The sequence below is a fragment of the Streptomyces sp. NBC_00872 genome, assembly GCF_045161915.1.
GTDB lineage: Bacteria > Actinomycetota > Actinomycetes > Streptomycetales > Streptomycetaceae > Streptomyces.
On record NZ_CP108806.1, the window covers coordinates 5,941,610 to 5,960,593 of the forward strand.

At 73.6% G+C, this 18,984-nt stretch carries 16 protein-coding genes and 1 tRNA gene; 6 read left to right on the forward strand and 11 right to left on the reverse strand.

Going from position 1 to position 18,984, the window contains the following annotated elements:
• The first annotated feature begins 254 nt into the window (after nucleotides 1–254).
• Nucleotides 255–1,424: a M6 family metalloprotease domain-containing protein gene (locus OG214_RS25560; protein WP_363079225.1), complete on the forward strand. Its 1,170-nt coding sequence runs from the start codon at nucleotides 255–257 to the stop codon at nucleotides 1,422–1,424.
• Between the two features lie 134 nt (nucleotides 1,425–1,558).
• On the opposite strand, the gene OG214_RS25565 is transcribed toward OG214_RS25560, so the two are convergent.
• The 7 genes from OG214_RS25565 to OG214_RS25595 form a co-directional block, all read right to left on the reverse strand.
• Nucleotides 1,559–1,632, reverse strand: a tRNA-Lys gene (locus OG214_RS25565).
• A 107-nt stretch (nucleotides 1,633–1,739) separates the two neighbouring features.
• Nucleotides 1,740–2,432, reverse strand: coding sequence for a hypothetical protein (locus OG214_RS25570; protein WP_405986067.1), 693 nt, complete (start codon nucleotides 2,430–2,432; stop codon nucleotides 1,740–1,742).
• A gap of 231 nt (nucleotides 2,433–2,663) precedes the next feature.
• Nucleotides 2,664–3,011 (reverse strand): hypothetical protein, encoded by a 348-nt coding sequence (locus tag OG214_RS25575; RefSeq protein WP_363079205.1) that lies wholly within the window; start codon nucleotides 3,009–3,011, stop codon nucleotides 2,664–2,666.
• A gap of 231 nt (nucleotides 3,012–3,242) precedes the next feature.
• Nucleotides 3,243–4,634: an AAA family ATPase gene (locus tag OG214_RS25580; RefSeq protein ID WP_363079206.1), complete on the reverse strand. Its 1,392-nt coding sequence runs from the start codon at nucleotides 4,632–4,634 to the stop codon at nucleotides 3,243–3,245.
• Nucleotides 4,635–4,695: 61 nt separating this feature from the next.
• Nucleotides 4,696–6,381 (reverse strand): hypothetical protein, encoded by a 1,686-nt coding sequence (locus OG214_RS25585; RefSeq protein ID WP_405986068.1) that lies wholly within the window; start codon nucleotides 6,379–6,381, stop codon nucleotides 4,696–4,698.
• The gene (locus tag OG214_RS25590) at nucleotides 6,381–7,757 is read right to left on the reverse strand and encodes a hypothetical protein (protein WP_405986069.1); all 1,377 of its coding nucleotides are present in this window, start codon (nucleotides 7,755–7,757) and stop codon (nucleotides 6,381–6,383) included. The genes OG214_RS25585 and OG214_RS25590 overlap by 1 nt, the downstream gene beginning before the upstream one ends.
• The gene (locus OG214_RS25595; RefSeq protein WP_405986070.1) at nucleotides 7,675–8,850 is read right to left on the reverse strand and encodes a phosphatase PAP2 family protein; all 1,176 of its coding nucleotides are present in this window, start codon (nucleotides 8,848–8,850) and stop codon (nucleotides 7,675–7,677) included. The genes OG214_RS25590 and OG214_RS25595 overlap by 83 nt, the downstream gene beginning before the upstream one ends.
• A gap of 217 nt (nucleotides 8,851–9,067) precedes the next feature.
• Between OG214_RS25595 and OG214_RS25600 the strand changes: the two genes are divergently transcribed.
• Nucleotides 9,068–9,664, forward strand: a complete 597-nt coding sequence (locus OG214_RS25600) for a histidine phosphatase family protein (protein WP_363079210.1) — start codon at nucleotides 9,068–9,070, stop codon at nucleotides 9,662–9,664.
• Nucleotides 9,665–9,828: 164 nt separating this feature from the next.
• Here the strand turns inward: OG214_RS25600 and OG214_RS25605 are convergent, their stop codons facing one another.
• Complete coding sequence (locus OG214_RS25605) at nucleotides 9,829–11,298, reverse strand: tetratricopeptide repeat protein (protein WP_405986071.1); 1,470 nt, start codon at nucleotides 11,296–11,298, stop codon at nucleotides 9,829–9,831.
• 249 nt (nucleotides 11,299–11,547) lie between these two features.
• On the opposite strand from OG214_RS25605, the gene OG214_RS25610 reads away from it, so the two are divergent.
• The gene (locus OG214_RS25610) at nucleotides 11,548–11,949 is read left to right on the forward strand and encodes a hypothetical protein (RefSeq protein ID WP_382853096.1); all 402 of its coding nucleotides are present in this window, start codon (nucleotides 11,548–11,550) and stop codon (nucleotides 11,947–11,949) included.
• A 24-nt stretch (nucleotides 11,950–11,973) separates the two neighbouring features.
• Entirely contained in the window at nucleotides 11,974–12,843 is an 870-nt protein-coding gene (locus OG214_RS25615) for a spermidine synthase (RefSeq protein WP_405986072.1), read from the forward strand.
• A gap of 21 nt (nucleotides 12,844–12,864) precedes the next feature.
• On the opposite strand, the gene OG214_RS25620 is transcribed toward OG214_RS25615, so the two are convergent.
• Complete coding sequence (locus OG214_RS25620; protein ID WP_363079213.1) at nucleotides 12,865–13,500, reverse strand: hypothetical protein; 636 nt, start codon at nucleotides 13,498–13,500, stop codon at nucleotides 12,865–12,867.
• 127 nt (nucleotides 13,501–13,627) lie between these two features.
• Between OG214_RS25620 and OG214_RS25625 the strand changes: the two genes are divergently transcribed.
• Together OG214_RS25625 and OG214_RS25630 are read left to right on the forward strand one after the other, a co-directional pair.
• Entirely contained in the window at nucleotides 13,628–14,317 is a 690-nt protein-coding gene (locus OG214_RS25625; protein ID WP_363079214.1) for a response regulator transcription factor, read from the forward strand.
• Nucleotides 14,314–15,723 carry a HAMP domain-containing sensor histidine kinase gene (locus tag OG214_RS25630; RefSeq protein WP_363079215.1) on the forward strand — a complete coding sequence of 470 codons (1,410 nt, stop codon included), beginning with the start codon at nucleotides 14,314–14,316 and terminating at the stop codon, nucleotides 15,721–15,723. The genes OG214_RS25625 and OG214_RS25630 overlap by 4 nt, the downstream gene beginning before the upstream one ends.
• 456 nt (nucleotides 15,724–16,179) lie before the next feature.
• On the opposite strand, the gene OG214_RS25635 is transcribed toward OG214_RS25630, so the two are convergent.
• A complete protein-coding gene (locus tag OG214_RS25635; protein WP_405986073.1) occupies nucleotides 16,180–17,589 on the reverse strand; it encodes a GH1 family beta-glucosidase in 1,410 nt (469 codons plus the stop codon).
• Nucleotides 17,590–18,042: 453 nt separating this feature from the next.
• Nucleotides 18,043–18,981, reverse strand: a complete 939-nt coding sequence (locus tag OG214_RS25640; protein WP_363079217.1) for a carbohydrate ABC transporter permease — start codon at nucleotides 18,979–18,981, stop codon at nucleotides 18,043–18,045.
• Between the last annotated feature and the right edge of the window lie 3 nt (nucleotides 18,982–18,984).

Here is an 18,984-nt window from a genome sequence, read left to right on the forward strand (position 1 = left end):
CTGCCTGCCTGTGGCCCGGCGGGTCCCCGCCGTGATGCCCTGTGACTTTCCGTGACCCGTCGGGGTGTCGGACAGAACGCGTGACACTCCTCACCCGTGTGGGGCAGCGGAACAGGGCGTATCACCGTAAAACGGCACAGGGTGGGTGAGGTATCCCCTATCCGGAGCCGGAGGTCGATGTGGAGCGTCCGCAGCCATCGGCGGGAGTGGACCGACCCCGCCTGCGCAGGACCGCGGCCGCCTTCACCTCCCTGATGGCGCTCGCCGCCATGACCCTGGTCACCGGACCCGCCGCGGACGCGGTCTCCGGGGGACCCTGCGCACTGACCCGGACCTCCGCCCATCACTCCCTCGGTCTCGACACCTGGAACGGCTCCTATCCGCGCCCGGACCGTCCGCTCGACGCGGTCATGGTCTTTCTCTCCTTCCCGGACTCCAGGAAGCTGCCGGCCCCGGCGGAGCTGGCGGCCGATCACTTCCCGGCCACCAGCCGCTTCTACGAACAGGCCTCGTACGGGAAGTTCGCGCTGCGGGCGCACCCGAAGCTCGAGTGGGCGCGGATGCCGCACGCCTCCACCGCGTACGGGATGCGGCGCGACTGGGACCCGTCCCGGCGCACGGCCTATCTGCGGGACGCGCTGGCCGCCGCCGATCCGCTGGTCGACTTCTCGCGCTACGACGTCGTCTATCTGGTCGCGGACCCGGAGGCCCCCGGCGTCGACTCCGACGCCACGAAGGTGGTCAACTTCGAACAGCCGATGAAGGCGGACGGTACGGACATCAAGCGCATCGTCACCGTCTTCGAGCGCCATCCCCCGGACCGCAATGTGCTGGCCCACGAGACCGGGCATGTCTTCGATCTGCCGGATCTCTACCACCGGCCCATGGACGGCAAGGGCGACTGGGACACCTATGTCGGGGACTGGGACGTGATGGGCAGTCAGTTCGGGATGTCACCGGATCTCTTCGGGTGGCACAAGTGGAAGCTGGGCTGGCTCGACCGGAGCCAGGTGCGGTGTGTGGGGTCGACGGGCACGAGTCTGCTCAGCCTGGAGCCGATCGCCGCCGCGCCGTCCGTCGCCGGGAGTACCGGGACGAGGCTGGCGGTCGTCAGGACCGGTGACAACTCCGCCCTGGTCATCGAGGCGCGCGCGGCGACCGGCAACGATCTCCACACCTGCTCCGAGGGGGTGCTGATCTACCGGGTGCGCGGCGGTACGGCGTCGGGCGGCGGCCCGGTCGAGGTGGTGGACACCCATCCGCACAGCCAGGCCTGCTGGGACCAGTCGGTGTACCCGCCGCTCGCGGACGCGCCGCTGGGGGTCGGCGAGACGTTCACGGTGCCGGGGGAGCGGACCAAGGTGGAGGTGGCGGACCGTACGGCCGGGGGCGCCTGGACGGTCAAGATCACCCCGCACTCCTGACCGGAGTACGGGGAGCCGGAGACCTGACCGGACGGGGAGCCGGAAACCCGACTGCGAGGACCGGAAACCTGACTGCGAGGACCGACCGGAAAACGAAGAGGCCCCTCGCTCTCGCGAAGGGCCTCTTCCGTCGGTGCGCCGCCAGGGACTCGAACCCCGGACCCGCTGATTAAGAGTCAGCTGCTCTAACCAACTGAGCTAGCGGCGCCTGCTGACGTCGTAGACCTTAGCACCAGGATCGGCGGGAGGAAAAATCGATATACGCGGGGCCGCTCCGAGTCGGTCCCAGGGCTGCTCCCGGGCCGTTTCCGGTGGTCAGGAGCACGACTGCGGCAGGCGCTCCGCCGGGGCCGCCGTCCTGGGGAGGGGGATGGGCCCCGCTCCGGCGCGGGCCGTCGTCGCCGTCGCGCGGGCCGCCCGCACACAGGCCCAGAGCAGCACCTCGGGCCCGGGGAGCCAGGGGTGTCGGGTGTCGGGGGCGACCACCCAGCGCGGCCCCGAGGGGGCGCCGGGTGCGAGCGGCGGTACGGTCACGGCGTCGCCCACGCCGTGACAGAACAGCGGCGGCGGGGCCGGGGCCGGAGCCGGGCCGTCGGCTCCCGTACCGCCCCACTCCTCCCAGGCGAGCAGGGCGGGCAGCCGCTGGGCGGTGCCGGGCGCGGCGAAGAGGAGCGTACGGCCGCGGTGCACGGCGACGGGCCCGGAACCGGGTCCCTCGGACCAGAGCCGTTCCAGCATCCGCCGGCCGAAGACCCAGGGGACGTTGACCACGTCGAAGACCGAGCCGCAGGACAGTACCCCCGGGGCGGTCGGCCGGGCGGCCCAGTGCGAGAGCGTGGAGCGGGGATACGGTCCGGAGGAGGCGAGCCAGTCCGCGCCGGCCGGGGTGATCCGCGCGGTGTGCCGGCGGCCCTCGTCGTCACGGAGGAGGGCGAAGACGTCGGTCCGCCGCTCGTCGTCGTAGGTGCCGGGGCCCGGCGGGCGTTCATCTCGTAACCATGCGCTCATGACAGTCAGGTCTACCGGCAGTAACGCCGCCGCTCCGGAGAGTTCGGGGAAACCGGGACAGCGACGCCGGGGGAGGGGTAGCCTGCCCCCCGGCATATGCCAAGCGGATGCATGAGCCCCCGCCGCCACCGCTGAAGCTCCCGCCACTCGGGCCACGGACGCGGACCCGCGCCCTCGACGGACCTGCGACGCACCCTCGGTCATCCGCGGACCGGTCGCGCCACCGGCCCGTCAGACCTGACCCCGGCCCTCGCCGCGCAGCAGGTCGCGGCCGAACTCGACCATCTTCTTGGCATAGTCCTCCGTCCATTCCGCGCGGTGTGCGATGTCCTCGGCCGTGAGCCGGTCGAAGCGGCGCGGATCGGCGAGCTGGGCGGCGGCCACCGCCTGGAACTCGACCGCGCGGTCGGTGGCGGCACGGAAGGCGAGCGCCAGCTCGGTGGCCCGTGCCAGCAGCTCCCCGGGGTCGTCGAGGGACTCCAGATCGAAGAAGTGCTCGGGGTCGGCGACCGCCTCCGAGGGCTCGAAGAGCAGCGGTGCGGGCCGTAGCCGCCGCTCGCTCCGCTCGGGATCCGGCATCTCGTTCCTCCTGCTCGTACGTGTACAGGCCCTGCGACCACCGTCCATTCTCCCGCCCGACGCAAGGGGGCGTCCGACGGCGGGCGCCATCAGGCGTACGCGGACCGGGAGCGCCCTCCGGATCGGCGTCCCGGGCGGACCGGATCGGCGCCCCGGGCGGACCGGGGGCGGCGGTCCGGGCGTGCCGGGGGCGGCGGTCCGGGCGGGGCCGGTGGCCGCCCCCGTGGCCGCCTATGGCCGCCAGCTCACCTTGTGCTCCGAGAGATGGGCCAGGACCGCGTGGTTCGCTTCCCAGCCGTCCGGGAATTTCACCGTCACTCCGAGCTGGACCGGCTCGGTGGACGGGTGTTCGTCGAGGAGTTCGGCCACGCCCGCGCGGCAGACCACCACACAGGCGTGGCGGTGGCGGGAGGCGAGGACGCAGAGGCGCCCGGTCTCCAGATGGAAGGCCGTGGCGTCGGGGCGGCCGGAGAGCGGGTGGAGGACGACGGTGACATCGAACTCGCGGCCCTGGAGACGGTTCGCGGTGTCCACGGCCACCCCCGTCACCCCCAGTGCCGCGAGGGCCGCCCGCACCGCCGCCGCCTGGTCGCGGTGGGCCGTGCCGACCGCGATCCGGTCGGCGGTCACCGGCACCGGTGCGGCGGAGCGCTCGCTGGTCGCCACGCCCCCGCGGTCCAGCAGCCTGCGGACGACCAGGGCCACGGCCCGTACCGCCTCGGGGTCCGTACGGGGCGTGCGCCGGGCGGGCAGCTCCAGCAGCCCCCAGCCCGACTCCGCCGCCTCGTCCAGCACCCGGTCGGGACCCGAGCCGTCGGACACCACCCCGAACGCGAGCCGCCGGTCGCCGTGGCCCGTACCGCTGCGGAACCGGGTGTACGGATAGAACGCGTCCGACACCAGTGGCGCGGCCGACGCGGGCAGCCGCCAGGAGACGGGCAGCCGGTGCTGGGGCAGTTCGGGGTTGTGCGCCAGAAGGGTGGTGACGGCGCTCGCCGACGGGTCGTACGACAGCCCCGCCCACTGGTCGGCGCCCACCACGCTGAACGGGTCGAGCTGGCCCGGATCACCGACGAACAGCGCGTGCTCGAAGAGCCCGGCGACGGCGAGCAGCGCGTCCGAGCGCATCTGGTACGCCTCGTCGACGATGGCGTGCCGCCAGGGCTCGACGCCCTGCACATGGGCCCATTTCGCGGCGGTGGAGATGACGATGTCGAGGCCCGCCAGATCGGCCGCCTTCGCGGACTTCCGGACGTTCGGCAGCTCGTCCAGCGCCCTGTCGTACGGATCGGGGTCATTGCTGTGCAGCCGGCCGACCGGCAGCCCGGGATCCTTCTCGGCGAGCCGCACGACAAGATCGTCCACCTGGGCGTTCGTCTGCGCCACCACCATCAACGGGCGTCCGGCCGCGGCCAGTTCCCGCGCGGCCCGTACGACGAGCGTCGACTTGCCCGCCCCGGGCGGTGAGTCGACGACGACACCGCGGTGGGTGGCGCCCAGAGTGTCCCGCAGGATCGCGTCGGTGGCCCGGGTGGCGGCGGCGCCGGGGTCGAAGGCGGACGGGGCGAAGGAGGAGTCCGGCGCGGGGCGGGGCGCGGGGTGTGACGCGGGCGGCGCGGTCATCGGGCGGCTCCTGGGAAGGACGGTGCGTAGCGGGCGCGGTGCGCGCGGGGCGCGGAACGGGTCATAGGAAGTCCTCCTCGGTCACCGGGTCCGGAGCCTGCCGCGGTGAGGCCGGGCCCGAAGGCGCGCCGGCCTCGCCCGCCGTCCCTTCCGGCACCGGAGGGCCGCCATGGGTCCAGGGCGTCTCCTCCGGGTCCGGCAGCTTCGGACCACCGCGCTGGCCGTGCTCGAAGAGCGTCCAGGCGATCCGGTCGCCCTTGTCCGGCACGGACCCGGGCGCGGGCTCCTTGCTCCGGCCCATCCGGTCGGTCAGCCGCAGCACGAGCGTGCCGCCGTCCCCGTCCCCGTCCCCGTCCCCGGCCGCGGTCCCGTCCTCGGCCGCGGTCCCGTCCTCGTACCGTACGAACTCCGCCGACTGCGGCTTGCCGTCCAGCGAGCGGAACACCTTCGTACGCTCGCCGAGATGCGGCCGGTCGTCCGTGCGGACCGTGATCAGCGGGCGGGGGCTCGGGCGTCTGCTCTCGCTGTACTCCATCACCACCTCCGTCACCTCCCCGACGAACGCCTCGCCCGACAGCCTCCGCCCGGCGAGCACCAGCGGATCGTCCAGCGCCTCCGCCGCCTCCAACTGCGCCTGCGCCGTCTCGCGCGAGGCCAGCTTCTGCGCGGCGGTCACGGCGTCGTCGCGCCGGGGCTGCGGCGGCTCACCGGCGCGCACCCGGTCGCGATGGCCGGTGAACGACCAGCGGTCGCGCGTCCAGCGCTCCTCCACCCGCGCCCCTTCCGGCAGTTCACGCAGCAGATCGAGGCCGTGCCACACCGCGTCCCAGCTCGGCCGCATGACGCCGAGGAGCAGCTCGCGGATGGTCCGCTCCGCGGCCGTCAGCCGGGCCAGCCGCTTCTCCGCGTCCGGCCCGTCCTCGGCCGCCCCCAGCTCCTGGCGGGCCCGGTCGTACCGCTCGACGGCGGGTGCCAGCAGTCTGTTGTCGAACGCCGGGTCCGTCGCGGGCCCGGCGGGCGGACAGGTCAACTGCCCGTCCCTGTCCCGCTCCAGCTCCGCCCGGAGCGCCGCCTCGGCACCCGACAGCGTCCCGGGCGGATCGATCCAGGCGAGCAGCGCGCCGAGATGCTGATCCTCCAGACTGGACTGCCCGGTCGCCCAGTGGCGGTTGAGCAGATCGGTCGTCGCGAGCAGCAGCGAGGAGCCCGGCACGCGGGCGCGCTCGCCGTAGTGCGTCAGCCAGCGGCCGAGCAGCGGTACGCGCGGCGGCGCGGGATACGGGGTGTCCGGGTCGTCCTCGGCGGTGCGCCGGAACCGCATCGACCGCCCCAGCAGCCGTACGAAATCGATACCGGGCCGGCTGGGCACGATCAACTGCGGTGCGTCCACGCACAGCTCGACCTCGACCTTGACCCGCTTCCCGGTCTCCGGGTCGGTCTCGCCGCGCTCGGCGGGCTCGATCACATCCGCGTACGCGTCGAGATACGGCAGCACGGCCTCGGCCAGCTCGCCGAGGAACGCGAACCGCAGATCGCGGTCGCGCGGCTGTGCGACGGTCAGCAGGCGCGGCGCGTCCCGGTCCGTGCCGACGAGTGCGCCGAGCGGTGCGCCCGCCTCGCCCGCGGTGGTCAACGGCACGAGGACGAGCGGCCGTTCACCGATCCGCCGATGCCGGACGGTGGTCAGCGGCTGGGCCCGCCCGCTCGCCACGGCCTCCAGCCGGGCGAGTGTACTGATCAGCGACATCAGCCCTCCGTCCCCGTACGGCCGGCGTCGGCCCGGTCCGCGCCGCTTCCGTCCGCGCCGGTCTGGTCCGCGCCGGTCTGGTCCGCGCCGGTCTGGTCCGCGCCGGTCTGGTCCGCGCCGGCCCGGTCCGCGCCGGTCCGGGCGGCGACGGATCCCGCCGGACCTCCCGGCCCCGCCGGATCCCCCGCCGGATCCCTTTCCGGGCCCGGCCGGCCCCTGGTCGTCCCGGCGCCCGCCAGCGCCTCCGCCCGCAGCGTCGCCGCCCGGCGGAGCGCCGCGACCGTCGGATCGTCCGGGTCGCCCGAATCACCGTGGGCGGCCGACAGCACCGCCGTGACCGTCGTCAGCGCGCCCAGTTCGCCCCGTACGCTCCGCCCCAGAGCCTCCACCGCGCCGCGCTCCCGGGCGCGGGAGCGGCAGTGGAAGGCCAGCTCGCAAGCGGAGAGACACTCGGGGGCGTAGGCGGCGGTGACCGCGTCGACCGCGCTCGTCAGCTCGGCGCCGGAACAGCGGCCGAGGTCGAAGGTCATGCCCTCGGGGAGGGTGTCCGCGATGTCCTCGATACGTGTCAGCCGGGTGAGCTGACGGTGCGTCACCGACAACTGCTTGCGTACGTCGACGACGGACGCGGTCGGCAGATTGGAGAAGTCCTTCGGGCAGACCAGCAGCACCTGATGGCCCACCTCCGCGCCCGCCGTACGGGCCGCGACCCGCTCCAGGGCCAGTACGTACACCGCGGCCTGCCGCGCCGCCGCGCCCACCTTGGAGGCGTCCGCCGAACCGTCGATCATCGGGAAGGACTTGATCTCCACGACCGTCCACCGGCCGTCGGGGCGCACCACCACCGCGTCCGGCTCCAGATACGCGGGCGAGCCCGCCACTTCGAGGGCCAGCAGCGGATGGTCGAGCAGCGCCCAGGTCCCGGCCGCCGTGGCCTCGCGCAGGGCCAGTGCCGTACGCGCCGTACGCCCCTCGGGGCCGGCCGCCGACAGATCGGGGACGGAGACCTCACCGGGCACGGGCGGCGGCTCCTGCCCGCCGAGCCGGTCCGTCAGCAGCCGCAGCAGCTCCGTACCGCCGTCGGCCTTGACCTTCGCCTCGAACGCGTTCCCGCGCATGAACGCGAACTGGGACTGTCCGAACGGCGCGGGGGAACCCAGCGCCGTGGCGAGCGCCGCCTTGTCGACACCGGCGCCGTCCAGCAGGGCCCGCCGTCGGCAGCCGGGGTTCGCCGCGAGGGCGGCCAGCGCGCGGGCATCGAGCGGATGCGGCGCGACGGCGGGGCCGCGCAGCTCAGCGAGCCGTCGCCGGAGTGTCGTCTGCGGAGGAGGTGCCGGAGGTGCTGCCACGGGTCCGCCGCCCAGGGAATCGGTCACCCGCGGAAGTCTCGCATCCACCGCTGACAATCGGGGATGCGCGGGGCCGCGGAGCGGGCCGCCCGGGGATACGGGTGCCCTTCGGCGCGCGATCCGGAGAGCCGGCCGACGCGGGCGAGGCAGGCGACGCGGGCGCGGGGGACGAAGAGGACGCGGGGGAGGGCGAGGGGGACGAGGGCTCAGGCGAGGCGGTCGACGGGAGCGCGTGCGAGGGGACGGGCTCGGGAGTCGGCTCGGCAGCCGGGGAGGGAATGGGCGCGGGAGCGTGCGAGGGAGCCGGTGGCTTTCCGAAGCGGGCCGCCACCGCCGCCCGTAGCCGGTCCGCCGCCCGTATCGCGGGCCCTGTCAGCAGCGCCCCCACCGCCATCACCAGCGCGCCCGCGACCGCGTCCAGGAAGTAGTGGTTCGCCGTTCCCATCACCACCACGGTGATGACGGCCGGATAGAGGGCGCCCAGCCACCGCACCAGCGGCGTACGGGCGTGCCGCCACAGCAGCACCCCGCACCACAGGGCCCAGCCGACATGCAGGCTCGGCATCGCGGCGAACTGGTTGGTCATCTCCCCCAGACCGCGTGGCGCGCTCGCCTCGCCGCCCCACCAGCCGTACTCGCTGTACTGCGCCATGGTGTCGACGAAGCCGTGACGCGCGTCCAGCAGCCGGGGCGGACTGGTGGGCAGCAGGGTGAAGCCGACCAGACCGAGCAGTGTGGAGATCGTGAGCCAGCTCCGCGCGGTCCGGTAGTGCGTGGAGCGGCGGCGGAAGATCCAGACGAGAACGGCCGGCGTGACCAGATAGTGGAGCGAGGCGTAGACGAAGTCGGCGGGGACGGCGAGCGCGGGAGTGGCGGTGAAGAGCCGGTTGAGCGGGTGCTCGGCGTTCAGGAAGAGGGCCTTCTCGACCCGGAGGATCGCCAGCCCGTGGTCGACGGCCGCCGACCCGTCGTCGCGGGCCAGCAGCCGTCCCGCCGAATACGCGGCGTAGATCAGGATGACGAGCGTAAGCTCCGCCCACCAGCGGGGCCGGACACCCGGCTGAGGCGTGGCGCCGACGCGGGCGCTGGCTCTGGCGCGGGCGGCGGCACTGTGCGGCATGCGGGCGGTCTCCATCGTCTTTTCATGCGGTTTTCGGCCGGTGTTCAACCGTACGGTGTACGTCACCCTTTTCCTCGACCGGGTGCACCACCGAACTTCCGTTCGGGGGAATCCCGGCCAACGGAGAGAGGGACGCCCCTGTCCCCCTGGAGGTTGCCCTTCGTTCAGGTACGGGATGATGGAGCGGCACCGGTTGTGAACTTCAGGGAGAGCCTCCATGGCACCGCGCATCCTTCTCGCCCGGCACGGCCAGACGGCCTGGTCGCTGTCCGGCCGCCACACCGGCAGGACGGACATACCCCTGCTCGACGAGGGCCGCCGGGGCGCGAAACTGCTGGGTGAGCGGCTGCACCGGGCGCCCTGGTCGGGCCTCGCGGAGGTGGAGATACGGACCAGTCCGCTGGTGCGCGCGAGCGAGACCTGCGCGCTGGCGGGCTTCGGTGACCGGGCCGAGGAGTGGGACACGCTGATGGAGTTCGACTACGGCGCGTACGAGGGCATGACACCGGCCGAGATCAAGTCGGCCCGGCCCGACTGGTTCATCTGGCGGGACGGCGTCCCCGACGGCGAGAGCCTGGCGGAGGTCTCGGCCCGCGCGGACAAGGCCGTGGCCTGGGCGCGCTCGGCCGACCGCGATGTGCTGGTCTTCGCCCACGGCCACATCCTGCGCGCGATAGGCGCGCGCTGGCTGGGCGAGGACATCTCGTTCGCGGCGCGTATCCGGCTCGACCCGACGTCGGTGTCGGTGCTCGGCTGGGCCTACGGACTCCCGGCGGTCGAGGTCTGGAACGACACGGGACACCTGGTGGGCTGAGACGCACCTGGTGGGCTGAGACGCGGGAGGTACGGGCGCGTGCCCGTCACCCGTCGCCCTCCACCCCGTTTCCGCCCCTTTTCCTCGTCCCGCGCGCGGTCATCTTGGTTCCGCGCGCCGTCCTCGTCGTCCCGCGCGCCGTCTTCCTCGTCCCGCGCGTCGTCCTACGCGCGGGCGTTCGTCGCGCTGTGGCGCTCCAGGAAGGCGCCGACCTCCGGCAGCCGACGCTGGGGCAGCAGTACCCGGGCCGTGGTCGCGAGTCTCGTGTGGATACGGGACGACTGGACCCCGTCCAGCAGGTCCAGCACCTGGTGGCCCGCCACCGCCGCCGCGTCGGGTGAGCCCGCGCGGGCCAGATCGGTGGACAACTCCGCGCGGTAGAGGGCGAGATTGCGGGCGAAGTGCGGATCCTGGAGGACCGTGGCGCGGTACGCGTGACGTGCCGCCCGCGCCCAGTCGCCGAGCGCCTCGTGGCAGAGCGCCTCCTGCGACGCCAGCTCGGGTTCGCCGAAGAAGGACATCCACTCGGGATCCGCGTCCGAGGGGCCGCGCTCGAAGAGGCCGTGCGCCAGCGCCAGCGCCCGCTCACAGCTCGTACGGTCGCCGAGCCCGGCCCAGCCGCCCGCCTCGCGCAGGGCGAGCAGCGACAGCAGCCGGGGCGAGGCGAGCCGGGCCGCGGCGCGGGTGCCCGCCTGCGCGGCGCGCACGGCCTCGCGGCACCGGCCCGAATCCCTGGCCAGGAAGGACATGTTGCAGAAGGCGTGCGCCTCCAGCGCGGGATCGGCCGCGACCCGTGAGGTCGCCAGCGCCTCCGCGTAGTGCGAGCGCGCGTCGTCGAACCGGCCTGAGTCATGGGCGAGCCAGCCCACCGAGATCGACAGCTCGCCCGCCCCCGAGTGCAGCCGGTCGGCGGTGGTCCTGCGGGTGGCCGCGCCCGAGTCGAGCAGCGCGTACGCGGCGCGCAGCGGCCGGGTGGCCTGCCGGTAGAGCCCTTCGGCGCCATGACGGTCGTCGAGCAGCCGGATCCGCCGTACGGCCTCCTCGACGGCGGTCACCTCGGCCTCGCCGACCCGGCGCGGGGCGGGCACGGCCGCGGCGGGCGCACCGCCGAGACCGAGGGACGCGGCCATCACCGTGACGGGGGCGCTCGTCATGAATGCGCGACGCAGCACGTCGCTCTCCTCGCTGGTGTCACCGGTATCGCCGGCAGTACTGGCAGTGGCAGTACTGGCAGTGGCAGTACTGGCACTGGTCGCACTGGTGTCGCTGACCGGCGCCGGGGGCGGAGGCAGTGGCGCGGACGGCGGCTGAGGTGGCGGCGGGGGCGGCGGTGGCGGGGGCAGCGGCGGTTCCGCCGGCGTCCGGGCCGCTCTGCCGCGTACCTCTTCCCGCGCCGAGAAGCCCAGGTCCTTCAGGGTCAGCCCGGGGAACATATGCAGGAAGACCCGTTCGTACGCGTAGTTCGGGCAGCGGATCTCACCCGCCTCCACCCGTCCCACATAGCGCGCGTCGCAGGCGACATGTTCACCGATCTCCCGGGCGGCCCTGCGTACGGCGGCGGCGAACTCCGCGGGCGAGCGCTGTGCGCGCAGCCCGCGGAAGGCACGGTTGGGAACTGCCCGGGACGACGCCATGACCGAGCCCTCTCCTGGTACAGCGATGGAGCCGCCGGTCTGCTCCGGCACCTCCGGCGGAGCAAGAACGTACCGGTTGTGATGGGTCGTACACACAGGGTTTGCACGCAAAGCGGATATCTCACCCGTGATCTGCTATGAACTGCCATCCTTTGCGGCGGCGTGCCGCCGTAGCCGTTGACGCCGTCCGGCGTTGAACCCCCCGGAGGCGCTCAAGGCGTCTGCGCTCGACGAGGAGGGGTTCCCTTGTTGGAGTCTCAGCACACGACCGGCCAGGAGTTCGGCGCGCGTCCCGGGGACGCGGGGGAGCCCTGCGACCTGGTGACCGTTCCGGCCCGGCAGGGGCTCGAAGCGGTGGACATCCTGCGGCGGGGAGGTGCTCCCTCGGTGGGGCCCGTGCTCCATGACGCTCCCTGCGACACCCTCGGCTTTCTGGTGCCGCCGGGTACCGCGGCGGGCTGGGACATGCCGGGCAGCGCGTGTACGCAGACACATGACCGCGGTCTGTTCCTCCCGGCGGAACCGCCGGTCACGGGCTCGAACTGGCTGCTGCCCCCCGACGCCGCCGGCACGGTCACGGATCCCGAGGTGCTCAGGGAGGCGCTGGGCCAGGCGGCGCGGCTGATCGAGGCGGTGGACCGATGCCGCTGACGGGCCGCCCCTGATAATGGGCGGGTGGCGAGAAACAGGCGTGGTGCGGCGGGGTCGGCGGAGACGGCCGTGGTGGAGGCCGTCGACGGGGGAAGCGCCGAGCTGATACCCGACCGGGAGCGGCCACGCGCCTGGTCGCTGCTGATCGACGGCGCCCCGCAGTCCCATGTCGATCTCGACGACCCCACCCGTCTCTCCTTCGAGTACCAGCGCAGACTCGGCCATGTCGCCGATCTCGTGGCTCCCGCGGGCCGGCCCCTCCAGGTCGTGCATCTCGGCGGCGGTGCCTTCACCCTCGCCCGCTATGTCGCCGCCACCCGCCCCCGCTCCACCCAGCAGATCGTCGAAGTGGACGCGGCGCTGGTCCGGTTCGTCCGTACGCGGCTTCCGCTGGACCCCGGCGCCCGGATACGTGTCCGCTCCGCCGACGCCCGCGCCGGGCTCGCCAAGGTGCCGGACGGCTGGGCGGATCTGGTGATCGCCGATGTGTTCAGCGGCGCCCGCACCCCCGCGCATCTCACCAGCGCGGAATTCCTTCTGGAGGTACGGCGGGCCCTGCGGCCGGACGGCTGGTACGCCGCCAATCTCGCCGACGGACCGCCGCTCGCCCATCTGCGCGGGCAGATCGCCACCGCCGCGACGGCCTTCGCGCGGCTCGCGCTCGCCGCCGATCCGACCGTGCTGCGCGGACGCCGCTTCGGCAATGCCGTACTGCTCGCCTCCGACCGTGAGCTGCCCGTCGCCGAGCTGACCCGCAGGGTCGCGAGCGATCCGCACCCGGGGCGGGTCGAACACGGGCGCGCGCTCGCCGACTTCACGGGCGGGGCGCCCGCCGTCACCGACGCGAGCGCCAAGCCGTCGCCGCCGCCTCCGGCCGACGCCTTCACCACCTGACGGGCGCCCGCCGCGACGGGCTCAGCGGTCGTCGAACTGGACCATCGGCGGATGGCCGTTCCAGGTGCAGAACACCGAGACCTCCCGGCCGTTCTGGGTGAACGTCACCCGGATCCAGCTCGGTTGCGTCCACACCTGCATCTGCCAGCCCGCGTCCGGGGTCGCCGAGACCAGTTCCGCCGAGACGTCGCCGATGTCGAAGGCGACCCGGCCGCCGTCGACCGTATAGCTCTTCACCCGCCCGGAAGCGGGCGGTTCCGCTTCGCCGTCCGCGCCGCCCCGCGCCGGCTCTCCCGACGACGCGTACGGGGACGGCCGGTGCTCTCCGCCCGGTGTCGCCGCGCCCGCGCCGGCTCCGGCGCCGCCACCCGCGCTCGTGCCCGTACCCGTGTCCGCGCCCGTACCGGCTTCCGTGCCCGCGGATCTCACCGGGCGGCTCGGCTTCGCGGACGGACTCGGGGGCCGCTGGGTGGAGGAGGCGACCGGACTGGGCAGCGGCGCCGCCCAGTTGTCCGCGGGGAGCGCGAGCGCGCGCGGCGGATCGTAGGCCGTGCCGGCCATGACCGTACGGACGCCCCACCACGTGAGCGTGACCGCCGCCCCGGTGGCGAGCGACCAGGCCATCGCGTGTACGAGTCCTCTGCGCATCCGGGCCATAGTGCCGCACCCGGCGACAACCGCGCCAGACAACTCCCCTGTCACACAGGCCCCCTGGGTCACCGGCGGGGAACGGACCGCCGGGACCCGCCTCCCCGCGTTCCCCGGATGGCGTACGGTGCCGCCCATGCCCAGTGTGCTCGTGGTCGAGGACGACCAGTTCGTACGCTCCGCCCTCATCAGGCATCTGACCGAGGCCTCCCACACCGTACGGAGCGTCGGAACGGCCCTGGAGGCGCTGCGCGAAGTGGCCCATTTCCGGTTCGACGTGGTCATACTCGATCTCGGGCTGCCCGATCTCGACGGCGCCGAGGCGCTGAAGATGCTGCGCGGCATCACCGACGTACCGGTGATCATCGCCACCGCGCGGGACGACGAGACGGAGATCGTACGGCTGCTCAACGACGGCGCCGACGACTATCTCACCAAGCCGTTCTCGGTGGAGCATCTCTCGGCCAGGATGGCGGCCGTACTGCGCCGCTCGCGCGCCGGCGCCGACGAGGCCACGCCTTCGCGCGTCATCCGGGTCGGCGGGCTCTCCATCGACCCGCTGCGCCGCCAGGCCGAGCTGGACGGGAACCGGCTGGATCTGACCCGGCGGGAGTTCGACCTGCTGACCTTTCTCGCCGGGCGCCCGGGAGTGGTCGTACCGCGCAAGGAACTGCTCGCCGAGGTCTGGCAGCAGTCGTACGGCGACGACCAGACCATAGACGTCCATCTCTCCTGGCTGCGGCGCAAGCTCGGCGAGACGGCGGCCAGGCCGCGCTATCTGCACACCCTGCGGGGCGTCGGGGTGAAGCTGGAGCCGCCGAAATGAGATGGGCCCTGGTCAAGGTGGCGCTGGCCGTCACCGTGATGGTCGTCGTGGCCTTCGCCGTACCGCTGGGGCTGGTCATCAAGGAGATGGCCAGGGACCGGGCCTTCAGCAACGCCGAGCGGCAGGCCGCCGCCATCGGCCCGACCCTCTCCATCACCACCGACCGCGCGGAACTGGAGCGGGCCGTCGCCTCCACCCTGGCCGGTGCGTACGGACGGATGGCCGTGCATGTCCCGGCCCCGGGCGCCGACGAGCCGGACGGTCCGCCGCTGGAGATCGGTACGCGCCGGGCGGCCGACGAGGATCTGCGGACCGTCCGGCGGCTGGGCCGCGCCTCCATCGCCGAGGTCCCGGGCGGATTCGCGCTGCTCCAGCCGACCGCGCTCAGCCTGGCGAGGATCGCGATCGTCGAGATCTTCGTGCCCGACGACGAGGTCTCCAACGGGGTCACCACCGCCTGGCTGGTGCTCGCGGGGGTGGGGCTCGCCCTGGTGGTCGGCTCGGTCGCGGTCGCCGACCGGCTCGGGCTGCGGATGGTCGAACCGGCGCAGCGCCTCGCGTACGCGGCGCACGCGCTGGGCGAGGGAAAGCTCGGCGCGCGCGTCCCGGAGGAGGGGCCGCCCGAACTGCGCTCCGCCGCCGTCGCGTTCAACTCGATGGCCGACCAGGTCGTCCAGCTCCTCGCCAACGAGCGGGAACTCGCCGCCGATCTCTCGCACCGGCTGCGCACCCCGCTCACCGTGCTGCGTCTCAACGCCGCCTCGCTGGGCGAGGGCCCGGCCGCCGACCAGACCAGGGCCGCGGTGGCCCAGCTGGAACGCGAGGTCGACACGATCATCCGTACCGCCCGCGAGGCCAAGCCGCAGACGGTGGCGGCGGGCCCCGCCGGGGGCTGTGACGTCTCCGAGGTCGTCCGGGAGCGGATGGACTTCTGGTCCGCGCTGGCCGAGGACGAGGGCCGTACGGCACGGGTCGCGGGGATCGGCGGACCGGTACGCATCCCGGTGGTCAGGGCCGAACTGGCCGCCGCGCTCGACGCGTTGCTCGGCAATGTCTTCCGTCACACACCGGAGGGCACGGCCTTCGCCGTCGATGTGCACAACGGCGAGGACGCCGTGATCGTGCTGGTCTCGGACGCGGGACCCGGTATCGCCGATCCCCGGGCGGCGCTGGCGCGGGGCAACAGCGGCGGCCGGGACGGTTCGACCGGTCTGGGCCTGGACATCGTGCGCAGGGTCGCCGAGTCGACGGGCGGGGACGTACGGATCGGCCGCTCGGTGCTCGGCGGTACCGAGGTACGGATCTGGATCGGGCTGGACGGCTGGCGGTCCCCGGACGCCCCTCGCGGCCACCGCCTCGGCCGCCGCAAGCGTGCGCCGCAGGGCCGCAGGACCGCGGACGTCTGAGCCCCGGCCGGTCTCCGAGACGCGCACGGTCTCGGCCCGGCCGTTCTTCGGGACACGGGGCGGCTCCGAGACACGGCCGGTCTCCGGGGCGCGGGCCGGCTCCGAGGACGCGGGCCGGCTCCGGGGACGCGACCGGCTCCGGGGACGCGACCGGCTCCGGGGACGCGGCCGGTCTCCGGACGCGGGCCGGGGCCGAACCTTTAATCGGCCCCGATGCGTTCCTTAAGCGCGCCCTAAGAACCGCGACCCCTGTCCGGTACAGCCCATTTATCCGTCCCGGGACGGCTAGCGTTCTGTTCTGGCTGCCCCACCAGCCGCCCCCCCGCCGCCCCGGCCGGACCGACCCCCCACACCACTCCGGCCGGGGCTCGCGCGCACGGAGAAGGCCCCGGACACGCGCGTACGGAGAAGACGCGTACGGGCAAGACCCGGCGGGCGACGGTCCCGCGGGCCGCGTCAGCCGACCGGGACCTCCGGCAGCACGCCCGTACCGGCCAGCCGGGCGTACCAGAGCGCGCTCGACTTCGGCGTACGGCGCTGGGTCTCGTAGTCCACGTGCACCGCGCCGAAGCGCTTGCCGTAGCCGTACGCCCACTCGAAGTTGTCCAGCAGGGACCAGAGGAAGTAGCCGCGGACATCGGCGCCGTCGCCGATCGCCCGCCGGACCGCCGCGAGATGGCCGTGCAGATAGCGGATCCGGTCCGGGTCGTGGACCGTGCCGTCCGCGCCGGGCCTGTCCGCGTACGCGGCGCCGTTCTCGGTGACCATCAGCGGCAGCCCCGGCGCCTCGCGCGTGTACCGCATCAGCAGGTCGTACAGCCCGCTCGGATCCACCGACCAGCCCATCTCGGTGAGTTCACCGGGCGGCTGGTGGAAGGCGACGGAGTCGGCGCCCGGCCAGGGCGAGTGCTCGCTCTCGCCATGGCCGTCGTGACGGCCGGCGAACTCGTCCGTGGCGGCCGAGACCACCGCGGGCGCGTAGTAGTTGATGCCCAGCGAGTCCAGCGGCTGCCGGATCGTGGCCGGGTCCGTGTCGCGGACGAAGGACCAGTCGGTGATCCGCGCGGTGTCCGCGAAGAGATCCTCGGGGTACGCGCCGCCCAGCATCGGACCGGTGAAGATACGGTTCGCGAGCGCGTCGATACGGCGCCGCGCGTCCAGGTCCGCGGGCGACTGCGTACGGGCCCGTACGGCCGACGGGTTGAGGCTCACCGACAGCAGCCCGTGCGCCGGGAGCACGGAGCGCAGGGCCTGCGCGGCCAGACCGTGGCCGAGGTTGAGATGGTGCGCCGCGCGCAGCGCCGCCGCCGGGTCCGTACGGCCCGGGGCGTGCACCCCGGACGCGTACCCCAGAAAGGCGCTGCACCAGGGCTCGTTGAGGGTGCTCCAGCGCCGCACCCGGTCGCCGAGCGCCTCGCCGACATGACGTGCGTACTCCGCGAAGCGGTAGGCGGTCTCGCGCTCGGGCCAGCCGCCCGCCGCCTCCAGTTCCTGCGGCAGATCCCAGTGGTAGAGGGTGAGGACGGGCTCGATGCCGTGGCCGAGCAGATCGTCGACCAGCGCGCGGTAGAAGTCGAGACCGCGCTGTATGGCGGGACCGCGCCCGGTGGGCTGGACACGCGGCCAGGAGACCGAGAAGCGGTACGCGTTCACGCCCAGATCCGCCATCAGCCGGACGTCCTCGGCCCTGCGGTGGAAGTGATCGACGGCGATGTCGCCGGTGTGGCCCTGCGCGACCTTGCCGGGCGTATGGCTGAAGGTGTCCCAGATGGACGGCGTACGGCCGTCCTCCCGGGCCGCGCCCTCGATCTGGTACGCGGCGGTGGCGGTGCCCCACAGGAAGCCGGGCGGAAAGGTGTCGGACATGAACAGCTCCCGTTGCCGTAGGTGTGAGAGGGACGAGTGGTATCGGGGCGGTACGGACGGTACGGGTGGTACGAGGGCCCTCGACGGGGCCGGGGGCGGGACAGGCGCGGGCGGCCGAGGGCGGCCCATCGGCCGCCGGCGGACGGACACCCGGGCCGGAGCCCGAGGCCCGGAGGCGGGCGCCGGGCACTGGGCACTGGGCGCCGGCCCCGTACGACGGGACGGCGGCCGGCCCCGGCACCTGACCGCCCGGCCGTCGCGACCGAGGCCCAGGGCCTCTCGTTTGGGTCTTGCTGGGCTCGAACAAAAAACCCTGGGCGCCGCGCGGGTGCTCGTGCCCGGCCCGTCCTCGGCCGGGCCCCGACGCGGGCGCCCACGCGGGCCCCGACGCGGGCGCCGTTCCTGGGCCGCCGGGGCCCCGACGCGGCGGCCGGCTGCCGCAGGGCCCGGGACTCAGCCCTTGACCGCGCCCTGCATGATCCCGCCGACGATATGCCTGCCGAAGATCACGAAGGCGAGCAGCAGCGGCAGCGTGCCCAGCAGCGCGCCCGCCATGATCACCGACTGGTCGGGGATATAGCCACGGCCGAGCCCGGTCAGCGCCACCTGCACGGTGGGATTGCCGTTCTGCGTCAGTGCGATGATCGGCCAGAAGAAGTCGTTCCAGGCCATCACGAAGGTCAGCATCCCCAGCACGGCCATCGCGGGCCGCGCGGCCGGGAAGACCACATGCCACACCACCCGCCAGCTGCTCGCGCCGTCCACCCGGGCGGCCTCGATCAGCTCGGTGGGCAGCGCCCCGATCAGATACTGCCGCATGAAGAACACCCCGAAGGCGCTGACCAGGGTGGGCAGGATGACGGACTGGAGCTGGTCGGTCCAGGACAGCTCGGCGATCAGCATGTACAGCGGTACGACGCTGAGCTGCGGCGGCACCATCATCGTGCCGATCACCAGCAGCAGAAGCAGATTCTGGAACCGGAAGCGCAGTTTGGCGAAGGCGAATCCGGCGAGGGTGGAGAAGAGCACCGTGCCCGCCGCGATCGCGCCCGCGACCACGGTCGTGTTGAGCAGGGCCGTGCCCATATTGGCGTCGGTCCAGGCGATCTCCAGATTCTTGAAGAGGTTTCCGCCGAACCAGAACGGCGGAGGAGTCTGGGCGAGCCGGGTGTTGTTGCGGGAGGCCGCGATCGCCGTCCACACCAGCGGGAAGAGCGAGCCGACCGTGAAGAGGATCAGTACGGCGTAGGTGATCCGCCCGCCGTGGAGCTGCCGGCCCGCGCCGCGCTTCCCGGACCGTGAGCGGCGCCATCCCGCACCGCCGCTCCCTGTGCCGGCCGGCGGACCGGAGGATGCCCGCGGATCCGTGAGTGTCTGCGAAGTCGTCGACATGGG

Bases quoted from the DNA above. Each gene is read 5' to 3' on its own strand.
- OG214_RS25620 (WP_363079213.1), bottom strand. From the start codon at position 13,500: ATGGCCCGGATGCGCAGAGGACTCGTACACGCGATGGCCTGGTCGCTC.
- OG214_RS25580 (WP_363079206.1), bottom strand. From the start codon at position 4,634: ATGACCGCGCCGCCCGCGTCACACCCCGCGCCCCGCCCCGCGCCGGAC.
- OG214_RS25625 (WP_363079214.1), top strand. From the start codon at position 13,628: ATGCCCAGTGTGCTCGTGGTCGAGGACGACCAGTTCGTACGCTCCGCC.
- OG214_RS25570 (WP_405986067.1), bottom strand. From the start codon at position 2,432: ATGAGCGCATGGTTACGAGATGAACGCCCGCCGGGCCCCGGCACCTAC.
- OG214_RS25600 (WP_363079210.1), top strand. From the start codon at position 9,068: ATGGCACCGCGCATCCTTCTCGCCCGGCACGGCCAGACGGCCTGGTCG.
- OG214_RS25585 (WP_405986068.1), bottom strand. From the start codon at position 6,381: ATGTCGCTGATCAGTACACTCGCCCGGCTGGAGGCCGTGGCGAGCGGG.
- OG214_RS25575 (WP_363079205.1), bottom strand. From the start codon at position 3,011: ATGCCGGATCCCGAGCGGAGCGAGCGGCGGCTACGGCCCGCACCGCTG.
- OG214_RS25560 (WP_363079225.1), top strand. From the start codon at position 255: ATGGCGCTCGCCGCCATGACCCTGGTCACCGGACCCGCCGCGGACGCG.
- OG214_RS25595 (WP_405986070.1), bottom strand. From the start codon at position 8,850: ATGCCGCACAGTGCCGCCGCCCGCGCCAGAGCCAGCGCCCGCGTCGGC.
- OG214_RS25605 (WP_405986071.1), bottom strand. From the start codon at position 11,298: ATGGCGTCGTCCCGGGCAGTTCCCAACCGTGCCTTCCGCGGGCTGCGC.
- OG214_RS25640 (WP_363079217.1), bottom strand. From the start codon at position 18,981: ATGTCGACGACTTCGCAGACACTCACGGATCCGCGGGCATCCTCCGGT.
- OG214_RS25630 (WP_363079215.1), top strand. From the start codon at position 14,314: ATGAGATGGGCCCTGGTCAAGGTGGCGCTGGCCGTCACCGTGATGGTC.
- OG214_RS25635 (WP_405986073.1), bottom strand. From the start codon at position 17,589: ATGTCCGACACCTTTCCGCCCGGCTTCCTGTGGGGCACCGCCACCGCC.